Raw genomic sequence first — 17,735 nt, 5'->3', positions numbered from 1 at the left:
ATGGCCAAGGACGATGTAATCCAGATGCAGGGCGAGGTGATCGAAAACCTCCCGAATGCGACCTTCCGCGTGAAGCTGGAAAACGGCCATGTCGTGTTGGGGCATATCTCCGGAAAGATGCGGATGCACTACATCCGCATTCTCCCGGGCGACAAGGTGACGGTTGAATTGACGCCTTACGATCTGTCTCGTGCGCGGATCGTGTTCCGGGCGAAGTGATTTGAAAAAAGGGTATTATCATGAAAGTGATGGCATCGGTTAAGCGCATTTGCCGCAATTGCAAGATCATCAAGCGCAAAGGCGTCGTTCGCGTGATCTGCAGCTCGGATCCGCGCCACAAGCAGCGCCAAGGCTGACCGCGCGTTTGTTTGCGCTTTTTGTTTGAGGAAAAACAATGGCTCGTATCGCAGGGGTTAACATCCCGAATCACCAGCATACCGAGATCGGCCTGACGGCTATCTTCGGTATCGGCCGCACCCGTTCGCGCAGCATCTGCGTGGCAGCTGGCGTCGATTTTTCGAAGAAGGTCAAGGATCTGACCGACGCAGACCTGGAAAAGCTGCGTGAAGAAGTGGGCAAGTTTGTCGTCGAAGGCGATCTGCGCCGTGAAGTGACGATGAACATCAAGCGTCTGATGGACCTCGGTTGCTACCGTGGCGTTCGTCATCGCAAGGGCCTGCCGATGCGCGGTCAGCGTACGCGTACGAACGCACGTACTCGCAAGGGTCCGCGTCGTGCAGCGCAAGCGCTGAAGAAGTAAGCGGAACTGACAGTTACAGGAAAACGTAATGGCTAAGGCTTCGAACACCGCGGCGCAACGCGTTCGCAAGAAGGTTAAGAAGAACGTCGCTGAAGGCGTGGTTCACGTTCACGCGTCGTTCAACAACACGATCATCACGATCACCGATCGCCAAGGCAACGCACTGGCATGGGCGACGTCGGGCGGCCAGGGCTTCAAGGGCTCGCGCAAATCGACGCCGTTCGCTGCTCAGGTTGCTGCCGAATCGGCCGGCCGCGTCGCGATGGAATATGGCGTGAAGAATCTGGAAGTGCGGATCAAGGGCCCGGGCCCGGGTCGCGAGTCGGCAGTGCGCGCACTGCACGGCCTCGGCATCAAGATCACCGCGATTTCGGACGTCACCCCGATTCCGCACAACGGCTGCCGTCCGCCGAAGCGTCGTCGTATCTAAGGATGTGCTGGCACGTTCGTGCTGGCACATTGCCTGTCGCCGCACAGCGTCGACGGGCGTTGCTTTTTTGATTGACTAAGCCCACCGTTCGCCCCAAAGGGCGCGAACTAGCGCGGATCCCGATCCGCGTGACTGATTGATAAAGGAATGCAACGTGGCACGTTATATCGGCCCCAAGGCCAAGCTGTCCCGCCGTGAAGGCACCGACCTGTTCCTGAAGAGCGCACGCCGCTCGCTCGCCGACAAGTGCAAGCTCGACAGCAAGCCGGGCCAGCACGGCCGTACCTCGGGCGCACGTACGTCCGACTACGGTACGCAGCTTCGTGAAAAGCAAAAGGTCAAGCGCATCTACGGTGTGCTGGAGCGTCAGTTCCGCCGCTACTTCGCTGAAGCCGACCGCCGCAAGGGCAACACGGGTGAAAACCTGCTGCAACTGCTCGAGTCGCGCCTCGACAACGTCGTGTATCGCATGGGCTTCGGCTCGACCCGCGCTGAAGCGCGTCAGCTCGTCAGCCACAAGTCGATCACGGTGAACGGCATCGTCGCGAACGTGCCGTCGCAGCAAGTGAAGGCAGGCGACGTGATTGCGATCCGCGAAAAGGCGAAGAAGCAGGCGCGTATCGTCGAAGCGCTGTCGCTGGCCGAGCAAGGCGGCATGCCGAGCTGGGTTGCAGTCGATGCGAAGAAGTTCGAAGGTACGTTCAAGCAAGTGCCGGAGCGCGCCGACATCGCCGGCGACATCAACGAAAGCCTGATCGTCGAATTGTATTCGCGTTAATCCGATTGACGGCCGAGGTACCCCGATTGCGTGCAGCAAGGGGTGACCTCGGCTGTTTATTTTCAGGGTGTTACCGGTCAGCCTTATCGGTGTAACGAGCCGAGGGTATTGAAAAGGAAAACCTATGCAAACCAGTTTGTTGAAACCCAAGATCATCGCCGTGGAATCGCTGGGCGAGAACCATGCGAAGGTGGTCATGGAGCCGTTCGAGCGTGGCTACGGCCATACCTTGGGCAATGCGCTCCGCCGCGTGCTGCTGTCGTCGATGGTTGGCTACGCGCCGACCGAAGTCACGATCGCGGGCGTGGTGCACGAGTATTCGACGCTTGATGGTGTGCAAGAGGACGTCGTCAACCTGCTGCTGAACCTGAAGGGCGTGGTGTTCAAGCTGCATAACCGCGACGAAGTGACGGTGACCCTGCGCAAGGAAGGTGAAGGCGTCGTCACGGCCGGCGATATCGAGCTGGCTCATGATTGCGAAGTCATCAACCCGAATCACGTGATCGCGCATCTGTCGAAGGGCGGCAAGCTCGACGTTCAGATCAAGATCGAGAAGGGCCGCGGCTATGTGCCGGGCAACGTGCGTCGCTACGGCGAAGACACGGCCAAGATCATCGGCCGCATCGTGCTGGACGCGTCGTTCTCGCCGGTTCGCCGCGTGAGCTATGCAGTCGAAAGCGCACGTGTCGAGCAGCGTACCGACCTCGACAAGCTCGTGATGAACATCGAGACGAGCGGCGTGATCACGCCGGAAGAAGCGATCCGTCAGTCGGCCCGCATCCTGGTCGACCAGCTGTCCGTGTTCGCGGCGCTGGAAGGCACGGAAACGGCTGCCGAGGCACCGTCGCGCGCACCGCAGATCGATCCGATCCTGCTGCGTCCGGTGGACGATCTCGAGCTGACGGTCCGTTCGGCGAACTGCCTGAAGGCCGAGAACATCTACTACATCGGCGACCTGATCCAGCGCACGGAAAACGAGCTGCTGAAGACGCCGAACCTCGGTCGCAAGTCGCTCAACGAGATCAAGGAAGTCCTCGCTTCGCGCGGTCTCACGCTGGGCATGAAGCTCGAGAACTGGCCGCCGGCCGGCCTCGACAAGTAAGCGCGCCTGTCGTCCGGTTGTAGCGGTAGTCGCTGAAGTTGGCAAAGATGCGGATTTTCCTTTAAAATCCGCATCTTGCTTTTTTTCGTTACCGGCCCGTGCTCCCCTTCGGGTGCGATAGAAGAGCTGGATCAAAACTTTGAATCAAGGAAACTGAAATGCGCCATCGTCATGGTCTGCGGAAACTGAACCGCACGAGCAGCCACCGTCTGGCTATGCTCCGTAACATGTCCAACTCGCTGATCGAGCACGAAGTCATCAAGACGACGCTGCCGAAGGCGAAGGAACTCCGTAAGGTCGTCGAGCCGCTGATCACGCTCGGCAAGAAGCCGTCGCTCGCAAACCGTCGCCTGGCGTTCAACCGCCTGCGCGATCGTGATTCGGTGGCGAAGCTGTTCGACGTGCTCGGTCCGCGTTTCGCGAACCGTCCGGGCGGCTACCTGCGCATCCTGAAGTTCGGCTTCCGCGTCGGCGATAACGCACCGATGGCACTGGTCGAGCTGCTGGATCGTCCGGAAGTCGACGAAACGGAAAACGTGCAAGAAGCTGAATAAGCTTTGCGCATGGGGCAGTAACCGGAAAGGGCTGAGCGATTGCTTGGCCCTTTTTGTTTTTGCGGCGGGCGCAGGCTGCGATCGATTGTCGCAGGTGGCCGCCGGCAGCACCGCGCGGGCTGCGATACGATACGGGGCGACCAGCGTGGGCGACCAGCGTGGGCGACCGGCGTGGGCGACCAGCGTGGGCGACTGGCGTGCGCTGTCCTCACGGTCGGTCCGTGCCGGCGCAAAGCCGGCCAATGAACCAGGAGGGCGCGTATGGTGGTGGTGCTGATGCTGACGACGGTGCCTGATGCGGCGACGGCCGCGGCGCTCGCCGACGGTGCGCTCGACGCGCGGCTTGCCGCGTGCGTGTCGGAACTCGGCGCGATCAAGTCGCGCTATCACTGGCAGGGCAAGGTCGAGACGGCCGACGAGATCCAGTTGCTGTTCAAGACGAGCGCCGTGCGGGCGCTCGAACTGGAGCGATTTATTCTCGCGCATCATCCGTACGAGACGCCCGAAATCGTGTCGTGGCAGGCGACGGCATCGCCGGCATACGGCCAGTGGGTGACCAGCGAAACTCAACGTCTATTTCATGTTTAACGGTATGGCGCTTCCCGTGCGCGTGCGCGCGCTGCGGTTCCTTGCAGTCCTGTTGTCGTTCGTGCTCGTGCTCGGCGGCATGTCGGCCGCGCGCGCGGCCGACGATTTCCTCGATCCGTCGGTCGCGTTCAAGTTCAGCGCGAGCGAGTCGCCCGGGCAGGTCGATGTCCGCTTCAAGGTCGCGGACGGCTATTACCTGTACCGCGAGCGCTTCGCGTTCGCCGTGAAGAGCGGGCAGGCGACGCTCGGCGAGCCGCAGCTGCCGGCCGGCCACGTGAAGTTCGACCAGACCTTCCAGAAGAACGTCGAGACCTATCGCGGCGAGCTCGTGATCCACGTGCCCGTCAAGCAGGCGGCGGGGCCGTTCGAGCTCGCGGTGACGTCGCAGGGATGCGCGGACGAGGGGATCTGCTATCCGCCCGCCGAGCACGTCGTGAAGGTCGACGGCGCCGCGCTGGGCGCAACCGCCGCGGCGCCCGGCGACACGGCGGCCGGCGGCAGCTGGTTCGACAAGGTCACGAGCGCCGATTTCGCGCAGTCGCTGCTCGAAGGGCACGGCTTCTTCACGATCGTCGCGCTGTATTTCGTCGCGGGCGTCGTGCTGAGCCTGCTGCCCTGTTCGTATCCGATGATTCCGATCGTGTCCGCGATCATCGTCGGCCAGGGCACGCGCGTGACGCATGCGCGCGGCTTCGCGCTGTCGCTGACCTACGTGATCGGGATGGCGCTCGTCTATACGGTGCTCGGCGTGGCCGCGGCGCTGGTCGGCCAGAGCCTCGGCGCATGGCTGCAGAACCCGTGGGTGCTCGGCGCATTCGGCGTGCTGCTCGCCGTGTTCGCGGTGTTGCTGATCTCGGGCAGGGACATCGCGTTGCCGCAGCGCTGGCAGAACGGCGCGGCCGAGGCATCGAGCGCGCGTCAGGGCGGCCATTTTGCGGCGGTCGCGGCGATGGGCGCGCTGTCGGCGCTGGTGGTCGGCGCCTGCATGACGGCGCCGCTGTTCGCGGTGCTCGCGTTCATTGCGCACACCGGCAACGCGCTGCTCGGCGGCGCGGCGCTGTTCGCGATGGGGCTCGGCCTCGGCGTGCCGCTGCTGGTGGTCGGCGTCGGCGCGGGCACGCTGCTGCCGCGCGCGGGCACGTGGATGGACGGCGTGAAGGTGTTCTTCGGCATCGTGCTGCTCGCCGCCGCGTTGTGGATCGTGTGGCCGGTGCTCGGCGGCGCAGCGAAGATGGTGCTGGCCGCGTTGTGGCTGCTCGTCGCCGCCGCGGCGCTCGGACTGTTTACGCCCAATGCAGGCGCCGCGACGATCTGGCGCCGACTCGGCCGCGGTCTCGGCGCAGCGCTCGCGATCTGGGCCGCGACGCTGCTGGTCGGGCTGGCCGCGGGCTCGACCGATCCGGTCAAGCCGCTGGCGGTGCTGGCGTCGCGCACGGTGGCGTCCGGCGGCGACGCGTCCGTTGCCGGGCCCGCCGCGCATGACGGGCCTGCGTTCGCGGCGGTGCGCTCGGGCGCCGAGCTCGATGCGCTGCTGAAGACCTCGCCGCAGCCCGTGATGCTCGACTTCTACGCGGACTGGTGCGTGAGCTGCAAGGAGATGGAGCATCTGACGTTCACCGATTCGCGCGTCCGGGCGCGGCTCGCGCAACTGCACCTCGTACGCGCGGACGTCACCGCGAACAACGCGGACGACCAGGCGCTGCTCAAGCGTTTCGGCCTGTTCGGGCCGCCGGGCATCATCTTCTTCGATCGCAACGGCAAGGAGATTGCGCGCGTGGTCGGCTACCAGGCCGCGGACACGTTCCTGCGCAGCCTCGATCGCGCGTCCGCGCCGACGGTCTAACCGCGCTGCCGGCGGCGCGGCGCTGCCGACCCGAATCGGCGCCGGACGGCGCCAGCCGGCCCGGGAAGTTCATCGGGCAACAAAAAACGGCGGAACACCGAAGTGTTCCGCCGTTTTTTTTCGGACGACCTACTGCAGCGCGGTTCAGCGCTGCGCTTTCAGCAGACGCGCCGCGTCGAGCGCGAAATACGTGAGTACGCCGTCGGCACCCGCGCGCTTGAACGCGAGCAGCGATTCGAGCACGACCTTGTCGTGGTCGAGCCAGCCGTTCATCGCGGCGGCCTTCAGCATCGCGTATTCGCCGCTGACCTGGTACACGTAGGTCGGGAAGCGGAATTCGTCCTTCACGCGGCGCACGATGTCGAGATACGGCATGCCGGGCTTGACCATCACCATGTCGGCGCCTTCGTCGATGTCGAGGCGCACTTCGCGCAGCGCTTCGTCGCTGTTCGCCGGATCCATCTGGTAGGTCATCTTGTTGCCCTTGCCCAGGTTGGATGCGGAGCCGACCGCGTCGCGGAACGGACCGTAGAACGCCGACGCGTACTTCGCCGCATAGGCCATGATGCGCGTATGGATATGGCCGTCGCTTTCGAGCATCTCGCGGATCGCGCCGATGCGGCCGTCCATCATGTCCGACGGCGCGACGATGTCGACGCCGGCTTCCGCCTGCGCGCGCGCCTGGTCGATCAGGATCTCGATCGTGTCGTCGTTGATCACGTAGCCGTTTTCGTCGAGCACGCCGTCCTGGCCGTGGCTCGTGTACGGATCGAGCGCGACGTCGGTCAGCACGCCGAGTTCGGGGAAGCGCTTCTTCAGCTCGCGCACCGCGCGCGGGATCAGCCCTTCCGGATTGGCCGCCTCGCGGCCGTCCGGCGTTTTCAGCGCGGGCTCGATGGCCGGGAACAGCGATAGCACCGGCACGCCGAGTTCGACGCACTGCTCGGCGACCTGCATCAGCAGATCGACCGACACGCGCTCGACGCCGGGCATCGACGGCACCGGCTGCCGTTCGTTGGTGCCTTCGACGACGAACACCGGATAGATCAGGTCGTCGGTGGTCAGGCGGTTTTCGCGCATCAGGCGGCGGGAGAAGTCGTCGCGGCGCATCCGGCGCGGACGATGAAGCGGATGAAAGCTCATGGCGGATCGGGAAGAAAACAGGGCAATAAGGACCTTACGGAACCCTTAGGTCATTTTCGGGAACGTTGGTATATGATAGCGATCGAGCGCCACGCGTTGCGTGATGCTCCCCGCTTCTCCTCCCTGAGCGGGTGCCTGTCGTTATTCGATTAGGCTGTTTGACCCGCCGTTCGACGGCGGGTTTTTTTATGAGCCGGCCGAATCGCAGGCGCCGTCAGGTGCGCACAGCCGCTGCGGCCGCGCGTTGCCCGATCATTGTGCTACAGGCTCGTTTTTTTCGTCGGCGACGGACGGCCGCACCCAGCTCTCGATCAGCGCATGGGCTTCGTCGAGCCCGGTGCGCTTCAGCGCCGAGAACAGCTGGACCGTCAGCTTGCCGGTCACGCCCTGGTCGCGATACGCATCGAGCCCCTTTTGCGTGGTGCGCAGCGCGTTGATGCTCTCCTGCCGCGTCAATTTGTCGCACTTCGTCAGCAGCGTATGGATCGGCTTGCCGGTCGGCGCGAACCACTCGATCATCCGGCGATCGAGATCGGTCAGCGGGCGGCGCGAATCCATCATCAGGATCAGGCCGCAAAGCTGCGAGCGGGTTGCCAGATAGGACGACAGCAGCATTTCCCAGTGCGCCTTCGCGGCGCCCGGCACTTCCGCGTAGCCGTAGCCGGGCAGGTCGACGAGATTCGCGACGGGCTCGGCGGCCGGACCCACGGAGAAGTAGTTGATGTGCTGCGTGCGGCCGGGCGTCTTCGACGCGAACGCCAGCCGCTTCTGGTTGCACAGCACGTTGATCGCCGTCGACTTGCCGGCGTTCGAGCGGCCCGCGAACGCGATTTCCGGCTGCACCGTGGGCGGCAGGTCGCGCAGGTGGTTGACGGTCGTGTAGAAGCGGGCTTGATGGAGCAGAAAGGCCATGGGAACCGGACGGACGGGCGGCGCGAGCCGCTTGGTGGAGGCGGGGTAGCCCCGATAGGCGCAGGGGCTTTCAGCGCGATATTGTACAATACGGCGGTTTTACCGAAGCCCTCCGGGCGCCGGTCGCGCGCTTTTATGCAGCTTCTGCGGTAGACTGAACGCCGTCGTTTTTTGCAGAACCTCAAATTCCCACAAGACGAAACAGGGTGTGCGAATGAATCGACTGTGCAAGTCTCTGATGGTGCTTCAGGTTGCAGCAGGGTTCGTAGGTTTTGTAGCAGAGGCAAATGCGGCGGATGCGGCCAAGAAGCCGGATCTGGACCGCGGCAAGGCGATTGCCGGGCAGGTGTGCGCGTCGTGTCACGGCGCCGACGGCAACAGCGCGTCGGGCAGTTTCCCGAAGCTCGCCGGCCAGCATCCCGAATATCTGGTCAAGCAGTTGAACGACTTCAAGGCGCAGCCGGGCGCGAAGGGGCCGGCGCGCAACAACGCGGTGATGGTCGGATTCGCGAGCGCGCTGAGCGCGGACGACATGCGCAACGTCGCCGCGTACTACGGGTCGCAGACAGCCAAGCCCGGCACCGCGCGCGACGCGGCGACCGTGCCGATCGGCCAGAAGATCTACCGCGGCGGCATCGCGGACAAGGGCGTGCCCGCCTGCGCGAGCTGCCACGGGCCGACGGGGCAGGGGATTCCCGTCCAGTATCCGCGTCTGTCGGGGCAGTGGGCCGACTATACGGTCGCCCAGCTGACGGCGTTCCAGCAGGGCGTCGGTGCGCGGAACAACAACGAGGCGATGCATCAGATCGCCTCGCGTCTGTCGGACAGCGAAATCAAGGCCGTCGCGGATTACATCGCCGGCCTGCATTGAGCGGTCCGTTGCGAACGGAATGACCGGGCGCCGTAACGGCGGCCGGAGTCAGAACAAGAAAAGGGTGGGGCGCCGCGCCGTTGCGGCTGCCTTGCCCTTTTTTGTTGTCAGTCGGAGTTTGAATGAGCGTTACCACGTCGGGGTTGCAGTCGAAGTCGGGCCAAAGCGCAGCGAAGCGCGCTGTCGAGCTGATCAGCTCGATGCGTTTCGCGATCGCGCTGCTGGTGGTGCTGTCGATCGCGAGCATCATCGGCACGGTCCTGACCCAGGACGATCCGTATCCGAACTACGTGAACCAGTTCGGGCCGTTCTGGGCCGACATCTTCCGCTCGCTCGGCCTGTACAACGTGTACAGCGCGTGGTGGTTCATGCTGATCCTGATCTTCCTCGTCGCGTCGATCTCGCTGTGCGTGATCCGCAACGCGCCGAAGATGCTCGCCGACGCGAAGAGCTGGAAGGACAAGGTTCGTGAAGGCAGCCTGCGGGCGTTCCACCACAAGGCCGAATACTCGGCCGCCGGCACGCGCGCGGCCGCGACGGCGACGCTCGCCGCGTTCGTCACGAAGGCCGGCTACAAGCACGTCGTGCGCGAGAACGACGGCGCGACGCTGATCTCCGCGAAGCGCGGCGCGATGACGAAGTGGGGCTACATTTCCGCGCACCTCGCGATCGTCGTGATCTGTATCGGCGGCCTGCTGGACAGCAACCTGCCGATCAAGTTTCAGATGTGGATGTTCGGCAAGAGCCCGGTCAACACCAGCGCGACGATCAGCGAGATCTCGCCCGACCACCGCCTGTCCGCGTCTAACCCGACGTTCCGCGGCTATGCATGGGTGCCCGAGGGCCAGTTCGTGTCGACCGCGATCCTGAACCAGCCGAGCGGGTCGCTGATCCAGGACCTGCCGTTCTCGATCCAGCTCAACAAGTTCATCGTCGACTACTACACGACCGGGATGCCGAAGCTGTTCGCGAGCGACATCGTCGTGATCGATCGCGAGACGGGGCAGAAGATCCCGGCGCGCGTCGAAGTCAACAAGCCGTTCACGTACAAGGGCGTGTCGATCTACCAGTCGAGCTTCCAGGACGGCGGCTCGCAGATGCAGATGACGGCCTACCCGATGACCGGCGACAGTGCGAAGTCGTTCCCGGTGAACGGCACGATCGGCAGTTCGGCGCCGCTGCAGGCGCCGGGCGCCGACGGCGATACGATCGAGTTCTCCGACTTCCGCGCGATCAACGTCGAGAACATGGCGGACGCGAACGGCAAGCCGGACGTGCGCGGCGTCGCGAAGACGGAGTCGCTGAAGGAAGCGTTCGACGAGCGACTCGGCTCGGGTGCGAAGACGTCGAAGCCGATGCAGCTGCACAACATCGGCCCGTCGGTGCAGTACAAGATCCGCGGCAGGGACGGCCAGGCGCGCGAATTCAACAACTACATGCTGCCGGTCGACATGAACGGCGAGCGCGTGTTCCTCGCGGGCGTGCGCGCGAGCCCGAACGATCCGTTCCGCTACATGCGGATCCCGGCCGACAGCCAGGATTCGATCGGCGAATGGATGCGCCTGCGCGCGGCACTCGAGGATCCGGCCGTGCGCGCGGAAGCCGCTGCGCGCTTCGCGCAGCGTTCGCTGCCGGCCAACGATGCGTCGCTGCGCGATCGCCTGCAGGACAGCGCGTCGAAGGTGCTGACCCTCTTTGCGGCACGCGACGACAGCGTCGGGCGCGGCGCGGACGGCCAGCCGATCGGCGGCTTCCAGGCGGTGGCGACGTTCATCGACCGGTCGGTGCCGAAGGAAGAACAGGAGAAGGCCGCGAGCCTGCTGCTGCGCATGCTCGAAGGCTCGATGTGGGAAGTCTGGCAGATCGCCCGCGAACGCGCCGGCGAGCCGGCCGCGCCGCGGAGCAACGATACGGTCCGCTTCGTGCAGAACGCGATCAACGCGCTGTCCGACAGCTTTTTGTATGGTTCGCCGGTCTATCTGCAGCTCGACTCATTCAAGCAGGTGCAAGCTTCGGTATTTCAGTTGACGCGCGCACCCGGCAAGAATCTGGTGTATCTTGGCAGCCTGCTGCTGGTCGCCGGCATCTTCTCGATGTTCTATGTGCGCGAGCGGCGCCTCTGGTTCTGGCTCAAGGATGCCGGCTCGGGCGTCGACGTGGTGATGGCGATGTCCACGGCCCGCAAGACCTTCGATTTCGAGAAAGAATTCGTGCAGACGCGCGACGCGGCCGGCGTCGCATTGCGCGCCGCACCTCGAGACGCCGCGCCCGCAGGCGCAGCATCGACGGCCCGCCCGCCCGCCGGCGGCGGTTCCGACTCCGAGAATTCCACCCGGTAACATCATGGATCTCACTCAAGTTTCTTCTGCCCATTCGGCGTCGACCCAGGCCCCGGTTGCGGCCGCGCCGTTCGACGATCGTCCGTTCTTCGCGCGCCTGTCGCTGGTCGACTGGCTGTTCGCGCTGGTGCTCGTGGCGGGCGCGGGTTATGCGCTCGTGCACTACAACGCGCACATGAATTACTACGACAAGGCCGTGCTGGTCGGCACCGTGCCGGCGCTGATCGCGCTCGGCTGGCGCTGGAAGCCCGCGCGGCTGCTGATGGCGTCGATCGCGGTGCTGGCGCTGCTGGCGATCCGGATCTACCAGGGCGACCTTGCTCGCGCCGATTCGGCGTTCTTCCTCAAGTATTTCCTGTCGAGCCAGTCGGCGATTCTGTGGATGAGCGCGCTGTTCGTGCTCGCGACGCTGTTCTACTGGATCGGCCTGCTCGCGCGTTCGGAATCGGGGTCGGCGATCGGCCAGAAGCTCACGTGGGTCGCGGTGCTGATGGGCTTCACCGGGCTGATGGTGCGCTGGTACGAGTCCTACCTGATCGGCGCCGATGTCGGGCACATCCCGGTGTCGAACCTGTACGAAGTGTTCGTGCTGTTCAGCCTGATCACCGCGCTGCTCTATCTGTATTACGAAGGCCACTACGGCACGCGTGCGCTCGGCGCGTTCGTGCTGCTGGTCATCAGCGCGGCGGTCGGCTTCCTGATGTGGTACTCGGTCGCACGCGATGCGCAGCAGATCCAGCCGCTCGTGCCGGCGCTGCAGAGCTGGTGGATGAAGATCCACGTGCCGGCGAACTTCATCGGCTACGGCAGCTTCGCGCTGTCGGCGATGGTGTCGGTCGCGTACCTGATGAAGGAACGCGGCGTGCTCGCCGATCGCCTGCCGACGCTCGACGTGCTCGACGACGTGATGTACAAGTCGATCGCGGTCGGTTTCGCGTTCTTCACGATCGCGACGATCCTCGGCGCGCTGTGGGCGGCCGAAGCATGGGGCGGCTACTGGAGCTGGGATCCGAAGGAAACCTGGGCGCTGATCGTGTGGCTCAACTACGCGGCGTGGCTGCACATGCGCCTGATGAAGGGGCTGCGCGGCACGGTGGCCGCATGGTGGGCGCTCACCGGCCTGCTGGTGACGACCTTCGCGTTCCTCGGCGTCAACATGTTCCTGTCCGGGCTGCACAGCTACGGCAAGCTGTAAGATTTCCGACGCTCGTCCGACTAAAAGACCGCCGGCGCACCGTGTGCCCGGCGGTTTTCTTTTTGTAACGGGCGGGCGGTCCGGGCGTCGAACGGCGCATGATGGATCGGGTCGAACGCCGGTGCGGCTCCGGCTGCAGCGGAGCCCGCCCCTGACGAAGCGTGCGCGCGGCGCGCGCAGGAGGAACTGCACGATGTGGATCAAGCGTCCTTTCCGGAACGTACTGCTCGGCGACGACATAGCGCGCAGCGAGATCACGCCGCGCGCGCTGTTCGAGAATCGGCGGCGCGTATTGCAGGCGGCCGGCGTGGCGGCGGCGGGCGGGCTGTTCGGCGGCAGCGGCGGCGCGTTCGCCGCGTATGCGTCGCCCGATGCGCGGGCGGCGAAGCTGGTCGCGAAAACCAACCCGAAGTTCGTCGCGGCCGACAAGGTGACGTCGTTCAAGGACATCACGACCTACAACAACTTCTACGAATTCGGCACCGACAAGGGCGATCCGGCGCAGAACGCCGGCACGCTGAAGCCGCGCCCGTGGCGCGTGAGCGTCGAGGGCGAGGTGCTGCACCCGAAGGTGTTCGATCTCGACGAGCTGCTGAAGCTCGCGCCGCTCGAGGAGCGCGTGTACCGGCTGCGCTGCGTCGAAGGCTGGTCGATGGTGATTCCGTGGATCGGCGTGCCGCTGTCCGAGCTGATCAAGCGCGTGCAACCGACCGGCAACGCGAAATACGTGCAGTTCGTCACGCTTGCCGATCCGTCGCAGATGCCGGGCCTGTCGACGCCCGTGCTCGACTGGCCGTATTCGGAGGGCCTGCGGATCGACGAGGCGATGCATCCGCTGACGCTGCTGACGATGGGCGTCTACGGGCAGGTGCTGCCGAACCAGAACGGCGCGCCGGTGCGGATCGTGGTGCCGTGGAAGTACGGGTTCAAGAGTGCGAAATCGCTGGTGAAGATCCGCTTCGTCGACCGGCAGCCGAAGACGAGCTGGAACACCTATGCGCCGAACGAGTACGGGTTCTATTCGAACGTGAACCCGAACGTCGATCACCCGCGCTGGAGCCAGGCGACCGAGCGGCGTATCGGCGAGGACGGCTTCTTCACGCCGAAGCGCAAGACGCTGATGTTCAACGGGTACGGCGATCTCGTCGCGTCGATGTATCAGGGCATGGACCTGAAGAAGAATTTCTGAGTGCGACGGTGAGAAACGACATGACGCCCACGACGCTGACGCCCGCGCGCGCGGACGGCACGCGCTCGGCCGCCGGCACCGCCCGCGGCGGCACGGTGCGCACCGCCGTGCCGCGCTGGCTCGCGCCGGCCAAGCTGCTGGTTTTCGCGGCGGGGCTGTACCCGCTCGCGCGTCTCGTGCTGTTCGGGCTGACCGACCGGCTCGGCGCGAATCCGATCGAATTCGTCACACGCTCGACCGGCCTGTGGACGCTCGTGCTGCTGTGCGTGACGCTCGCCGTCACGCCGCTGCGACGCGTGACGGGCGTCGCGGCGCTGCTGCGCTTTCGCCGGATGATCGGGCTGTTCGCGTTCTTCTACGCGACGCTGCACTTCACGACCTATCTGTGGTTCGACAAGTGGTTCGACGTCGTCGCGATCCTGAAGGACGTCGGCAAGCGGCCGTTCATCACGGTCGGCTTTGCCGCGTTCGTGCTGCTGATCCCGCTCGCCGCGACGTCGCCGCGCGCGATGGTGCGCCGCCTCGGCCGCCACTGGGCGACGCTGCATCGCGCGATCTATGCGATCGCGGCGTTCGGCGTGCTGCATTTCTGGTGGATGAAGGCCGGCAAGCACGATCTCGCGCAGCCGAAGCTGTATGCGGCGATCGTCGCGGTGCTGCTCGGCTGGCGGCTGATTGCGTGGGGCTGGCGGCGCCGGCGCGCGTGACGGCGCCGGCCTGAAAAAAACGAAAGGCGACGACCGGACGGTCATCGCCTTGTTTGCCGGGCCGGGCGCGTTACTGGGCGGACGGGCTGGAGGCCGGGGCGGGAGCTTTGCCGGCGCCGCCCGACAGTTCGGGCGACAGCGTGAGCGAGCTACCGGACGTGCTGTCGTCGGACGCGTTTTCGTCGGTCGGCGTCACGTCCGACGGCGGCGTATCCTGCTGCTGGATCGGCTTTTGCGGCAGTGGCGGCACGGTGGGCAGATAGAGCGGACCGCGTTGACCGCAGCCGGCAAGAATCGCCAAAGCCGCTACAATCGCGCTCATCCGGAAAACGACTCGCATGATCGTCCCTGAACAATTGAACCGATAGAGTTTAGCATGTCCGATACCGAATACCTGACCCGTGCCGAGGCCGTGCTGGCGGCCGTCGAGCGTACCGTGGACGCCGCCAACGACGGCGATCACGACATCGATCTGGAGCGCAACGGCAGCGTCCTGACGCTGACGTTCGAGAACGGCTCGAAGATCATCGTCAACCTGCAGCCGCCGATGAAGGAAGTGTGGATCGCCGCGAAGGCCGGCGGTTTCCACTACCGCTACATCGACGGCGCATGGCGCGATACGCGCTCGGGCACCGAGTTCTTCGCGGCGCTCACCGACTACGCGACCCAGCAGGCCGGCCTGCCGATCACGTTTAGCGCGTGACGCGCAGGGCTGTCGCCCGGCCTCGGGCGGGCATCGCTCCGAGATCCGAGACGTCGCACCCATGACAAAAGCGCCCCGCGGGGCGCTTTTGTCGTTTTCGGGCGTTCGTCAGTGGCCGCGGAACAGGTTCATGATGTCCTGCTTTTCCTGCTCGTCGACATGCGGCACGGCCTCGTCGGTATTTTGCGCAGGCGCCGCCTGCGGCACGCCGACCGTCGACACGAAGCCGTGGCCCGGCGTGAAGTCGGTGAAGTACAGCTCGCCGCCCAGCGATTCGACACCTTCGGGCATCGTCGGCTTGTACTCGGGCACGCCCTTCAGCGCGGCGCCCATGTAGTCGATCCACACCGGCAGCGCGAGGCCGCCGCCCGTTTCGCGATCGCCGAGGCTGCGCGGATTGTCGTAGCCGATCCACGCGATCGCGGCGAGCGTGTGCTGGTAGCCGGCGAACCATGCATCGTGCGAGTCGTTGGTCGTGCCGGTCTTGCCCGCCAGGTCGGTGCGCTTCAGCACGTTGGTCCGCGCCCCCGTGCCGCGCTGCGCGACGCTCTGCAGCAGGCTGTTGGTCACGTACGCGTTGCGCGCATCGATCGCGCGCGGCGCGTTCTGATCCGCGACGAGCGGCTGCGCGCGCGCGACGATCGCGCCGTTCGGATCGGTGACTTCGGCGATCAGGTACGGATTGATGCGGTAGCCGCCGTTCGCGAACACCGAGTACGCGCCGGCCATCTGCAGCGGCGTGACCTGGCCCGCGCCGAGCGCCATCGGCAGGTAGGCCGGGTGACGATCGGCGTCGAAGCCGAAGCGCGTGATGTATTGCTGCGCGTACTTCGTGCCGATATGGTTCAGGATCCGGATCGACACGAGGTTGCGCGAGCGCTGCAGCGCGGTGCGCATCGTCATCGGGCCCTCGAAGCCGCCGCCGTAGTTCTTCGGCTCCCACGGCTGGCCGCCCGTCTCGGCGGCGCTGAAGTACAGCGGACCGTCGTTGATCACCGTGGCCGGCCCAAGGCCCTTGTCGAGCGACGCCGAGTAGATGAACGGCTTGAACGACGAGCCGGGCTGCCGCCACGCCTGCGTGACGTGGTTGAACTTGTTCTTGTTGTAGTCGAAGCCGCCGACGAGCGAACGGATTGCGCCGTCCTGCGGGACGATCGAGATGAACGCGCCCTCGACCTGCGGCAACTGCGTGATCGACCACTTGCCGGCATCGTTCTTCACGACGCGGACGATCGCGCCGGGGCGGATCCGGCGGTTCGGCTGCGCATTGGCGGACAGCGCGCCCGACGCGAAGCGCAGGTTGTCGCCGTCGATCGTCGCGCTGCTGCCGTCGATGAACGCGACCGTGATCTGCCGCGGGCTCGCAGCCGTGACGACCGCCGCGATCAGTTCACCGTTGTCCGGGTGTTCGAGCAGCGCGTCGTCGATCGCCTGTTCGCGGTCGTCGGCGGCGGCCGGCAGCTCGATGAAGCCTTCCGGCCCGCGATAGCCGTGGCGGCGCTCGTAATCCATGATGCCCTTGCGCAGCGCGGTGTATGCGACCTGCTGGTCGGCGGAGTCGATCGTCGTGACGACGTTGAAGCCGCGCGTATAGGTTTCCTCGCGGTACTGCGCATACATCATCTGCCGGACCATTTCCGCGACGTACTCCGCGTGCACGCTGTATTCGCGGCCTGCGCCCTTCACGACGAGCGGCTGCGCGACGGCTTCGTCGTACTGCTCGCGCGTGATGAAGTTCAGCTCGAGCATCCGCTGCAGGATGTATTCCTGGCGCACCTTCGCGCGCTTCGGGTTGACGACCGGGTTGTAGGCGGACGGCGCCTTCGGCAGGCCCGCGAGCATCGCGGCTTCCGCGAGCGTGATGTCCTTCAGGTCCTTGCCGAAATAGACCCGCGCGGCGCTCGCGAAGCCATAGGCGCGCTGGCCGAGATAGATCTGATTCATGTAGACCTCGAGAATCTGATCCTTCGTCAGCGCGCGCTCGATCCGGTACGCGAGCAGCATCTCGTAGATCTTGCGCGTGTAGGTCTTCTCGCTCGACAGGAAGAAGTTGCGCGCGACCTGCATCGTGATCGTGCTGGCGCCCTGCGACGCGTGACCATTGGTCAGCGCGACGAAGCCGGCGCGGACGATGCCGGTCAGGTCGACGCCGCCGTGATCGTAGAAGCGCGCGTCCTCGATCGCGAGGATCGCCTTCTTCAGCGAGTCGGGCACGTCCTTGAAATGGACGATGTCGCGGCGCTCCTCGCCGAATTCGCCGATCAGCACGTGATCGGACGTGTAGATGCGCAGCGGCACCTTCGGCCGGTAGTCGGTCAGCGCGTCGAGCGACGGCATGTTCGGCCACGCGACGACGAGCGCATAGCCGAGCACGAGGCCGCCGGCGACGACGAGCGCGACGCACATCGCGGCGAGCCCGAGCAGGGCTTTCTGCCACCAGGGACGCTTCTTCGGTTCCGGGGCGGGAGGCGGGGACGTAGGAGACGTGGATTGCATAGGCATACCGGAAAACAGTCCCGCGATTATAGCTGCCCGGTAAGACCGGTCCTGACGCGGGGGCCGCCGGGAAACCGCGGGCCGCGATGTCGCCAGCATAGCCCGTCGGCGGCCGCTGCGAACCT

General features: G+C 65.3%; 19 protein-coding genes. 15 read left to right on the top strand and 4 right to left on the bottom strand.

The annotated features are described in order from the left end of the window. From infA to dsbD, 9 genes are all read left to right on the top strand, one after another. Positions 1–219 (top strand): translation initiation factor IF-1, encoded by a 219-nt coding sequence (gene infA, locus BST28156_RS20115; RefSeq protein ID WP_004521905.1) that lies wholly within the window; start codon positions 1–3, stop codon positions 217–219. A gap of 20 nt (positions 220–239) precedes the next feature. Continuing rightward, positions 240–356 (top strand): 50S ribosomal protein L36, encoded by a 117-nt coding sequence (rpmJ, locus tag BST28156_RS20110; protein ID WP_004199844.1) that lies wholly within the window; start codon positions 240–242, stop codon positions 354–356. A gap of 38 nt (positions 357–394) precedes the next feature. Then, a complete protein-coding gene (gene rpsM, locus BST28156_RS20105) occupies positions 395–760 on the top strand; it encodes a 30S ribosomal protein S13 (protein WP_006400641.1) in 366 nt (121 codons plus the stop codon). Positions 761–788: 28 nt separating this feature from the next. After that, a complete protein-coding gene (rpsK, locus tag BST28156_RS20100; RefSeq protein WP_004197937.1) occupies positions 789–1,190 on the top strand; it encodes a 30S ribosomal protein S11 in 402 nt (133 codons plus the stop codon). Between the two features lie 154 nt (positions 1,191–1,344). Next, the gene (rpsD, locus tag BST28156_RS20095) at positions 1,345–1,968 is read left to right on the top strand and encodes a 30S ribosomal protein S4 (RefSeq protein WP_009687204.1); all 624 of its coding nucleotides are present in this window, start codon (positions 1,345–1,347) and stop codon (positions 1,966–1,968) included. A 124-nt stretch (positions 1,969–2,092) separates the two neighbouring features. Beyond that, positions 2,093–3,070, top strand: a complete 978-nt coding sequence (locus tag BST28156_RS20090) for a DNA-directed RNA polymerase subunit alpha (protein WP_006765411.1) — start codon at positions 2,093–2,095, stop codon at positions 3,068–3,070. Positions 3,071–3,228: 158 nt separating this feature from the next. Further along, the gene (rplQ, locus tag BST28156_RS20085; RefSeq protein WP_006400638.1) at positions 3,229–3,624 is read left to right on the top strand and encodes a 50S ribosomal protein L17; all 396 of its coding nucleotides are present in this window, start codon (positions 3,229–3,231) and stop codon (positions 3,622–3,624) included. Positions 3,625–3,885: 261 nt separating this feature from the next. After that, complete coding sequence (gene cutA / locus BST28156_RS20080; RefSeq protein WP_040126484.1) at positions 3,886–4,212, top strand: divalent-cation tolerance protein CutA; 327 nt, start codon at positions 3,886–3,888, stop codon at positions 4,210–4,212. Then, positions 4,205–6,055, top strand: a complete 1,851-nt coding sequence (dsbD, locus tag BST28156_RS20075) for a protein-disulfide reductase DsbD (RefSeq protein WP_174903214.1) — start codon at positions 4,205–4,207, stop codon at positions 6,053–6,055. Before cutA ends, dsbD begins: the two co-directional genes overlap by 8 nt. Positions 6,056–6,199: 144 nt before the next feature. Here the strand turns inward: dsbD and hemB are convergent, their stop codons facing one another. Then, complete coding sequence (gene hemB / locus BST28156_RS20070; RefSeq protein WP_060246284.1) at positions 6,200–7,198, bottom strand: porphobilinogen synthase; 999 nt, start codon at positions 7,196–7,198, stop codon at positions 6,200–6,202. Between the two features lie 252 nt (positions 7,199–7,450). Beyond that, positions 7,451–8,110 (bottom strand): ribosome biogenesis GTP-binding protein YihA/YsxC, encoded by a 660-nt coding sequence (gene yihA / locus BST28156_RS20065; protein WP_060246283.1) that lies wholly within the window; start codon positions 8,108–8,110, stop codon positions 7,451–7,453. Between the two features lie 214 nt (positions 8,111–8,324). Between yihA and BST28156_RS20060 the strand changes: the two genes are divergently transcribed. From BST28156_RS20060 to msrQ, 5 genes are all read left to right on the top strand, one after another. Continuing rightward, complete coding sequence (locus BST28156_RS20060) at positions 8,325–8,981, top strand: c-type cytochrome (RefSeq protein ID WP_040126487.1); 657 nt, start codon at positions 8,325–8,327, stop codon at positions 8,979–8,981. Positions 8,982–9,103: 122 nt separating this feature from the next. Beyond that, the gene (locus BST28156_RS20055) at positions 9,104–11,320 is read left to right on the top strand and encodes a cytochrome c biogenesis protein ResB (protein ID WP_174903213.1); all 2,217 of its coding nucleotides are present in this window, start codon (positions 9,104–9,106) and stop codon (positions 11,318–11,320) included. 4 nt (positions 11,321–11,324) lie between these two features. After that, positions 11,325–12,515: a c-type cytochrome biogenesis protein CcsB gene (gene ccsB / locus BST28156_RS20050; protein ID WP_174903212.1), complete on the top strand. Its 1,191-nt coding sequence runs from the start codon at positions 11,325–11,327 to the stop codon at positions 12,513–12,515. 193 nt (positions 12,516–12,708) lie between these two features. Beyond that, on the top strand, positions 12,709–13,704 hold the full coding sequence (gene msrP / locus BST28156_RS20045) for a protein-methionine-sulfoxide reductase catalytic subunit MsrP (RefSeq protein WP_174903211.1): 996 nt from the start codon (positions 12,709–12,711) through the stop codon (positions 13,702–13,704). Positions 13,705–13,724: 20 nt separating this feature from the next. Continuing rightward, on the top strand, positions 13,725–14,411 hold the full coding sequence (msrQ, locus tag BST28156_RS20040; RefSeq protein WP_174903210.1) for a protein-methionine-sulfoxide reductase heme-binding subunit MsrQ: 687 nt from the start codon (positions 13,725–13,727) through the stop codon (positions 14,409–14,411). A gap of 70 nt (positions 14,412–14,481) precedes the next feature. Here the strand turns inward: msrQ and lptM are convergent, their stop codons facing one another. After that, positions 14,482–14,751, bottom strand: coding sequence for an LPS translocon maturation chaperone LptM (gene lptM, locus BST28156_RS20035; RefSeq protein WP_060246278.1), 270 nt, complete (start codon positions 14,749–14,751; stop codon positions 14,482–14,484). Positions 14,752–14,787: 36 nt separating this feature from the next. Between lptM and cyaY the strand changes: the two genes are divergently transcribed. Continuing rightward, on the top strand, positions 14,788–15,114 hold the full coding sequence (gene cyaY / locus BST28156_RS20030) for an iron donor protein CyaY (protein ID WP_009691359.1): 327 nt from the start codon (positions 14,788–14,790) through the stop codon (positions 15,112–15,114). Between the two features lie 108 nt (positions 15,115–15,222). On the opposite strand, the gene BST28156_RS20025 is transcribed toward cyaY, so the two are convergent. Further along, positions 15,223–17,610 carry a penicillin-binding protein 1A gene (locus BST28156_RS20025; RefSeq protein WP_374991876.1) on the bottom strand — a complete coding sequence of 796 codons (2,388 nt, stop codon included), beginning with the start codon at positions 17,608–17,610 and terminating at the stop codon, positions 15,223–15,225. Positions 17,611–17,735: the final 125 nt, after the last annotated feature.

This window comes from Burkholderia pseudomultivorans, assembly GCF_902499075.1.
Taxonomy (GTDB): domain Bacteria; phylum Pseudomonadota; class Gammaproteobacteria; order Burkholderiales; family Burkholderiaceae; genus Burkholderia; species Burkholderia pseudomultivorans.
Note: the sequence above shows the minus strand (reverse complement) of the source record. Positions and strands in the feature narration are given on the sequence as shown.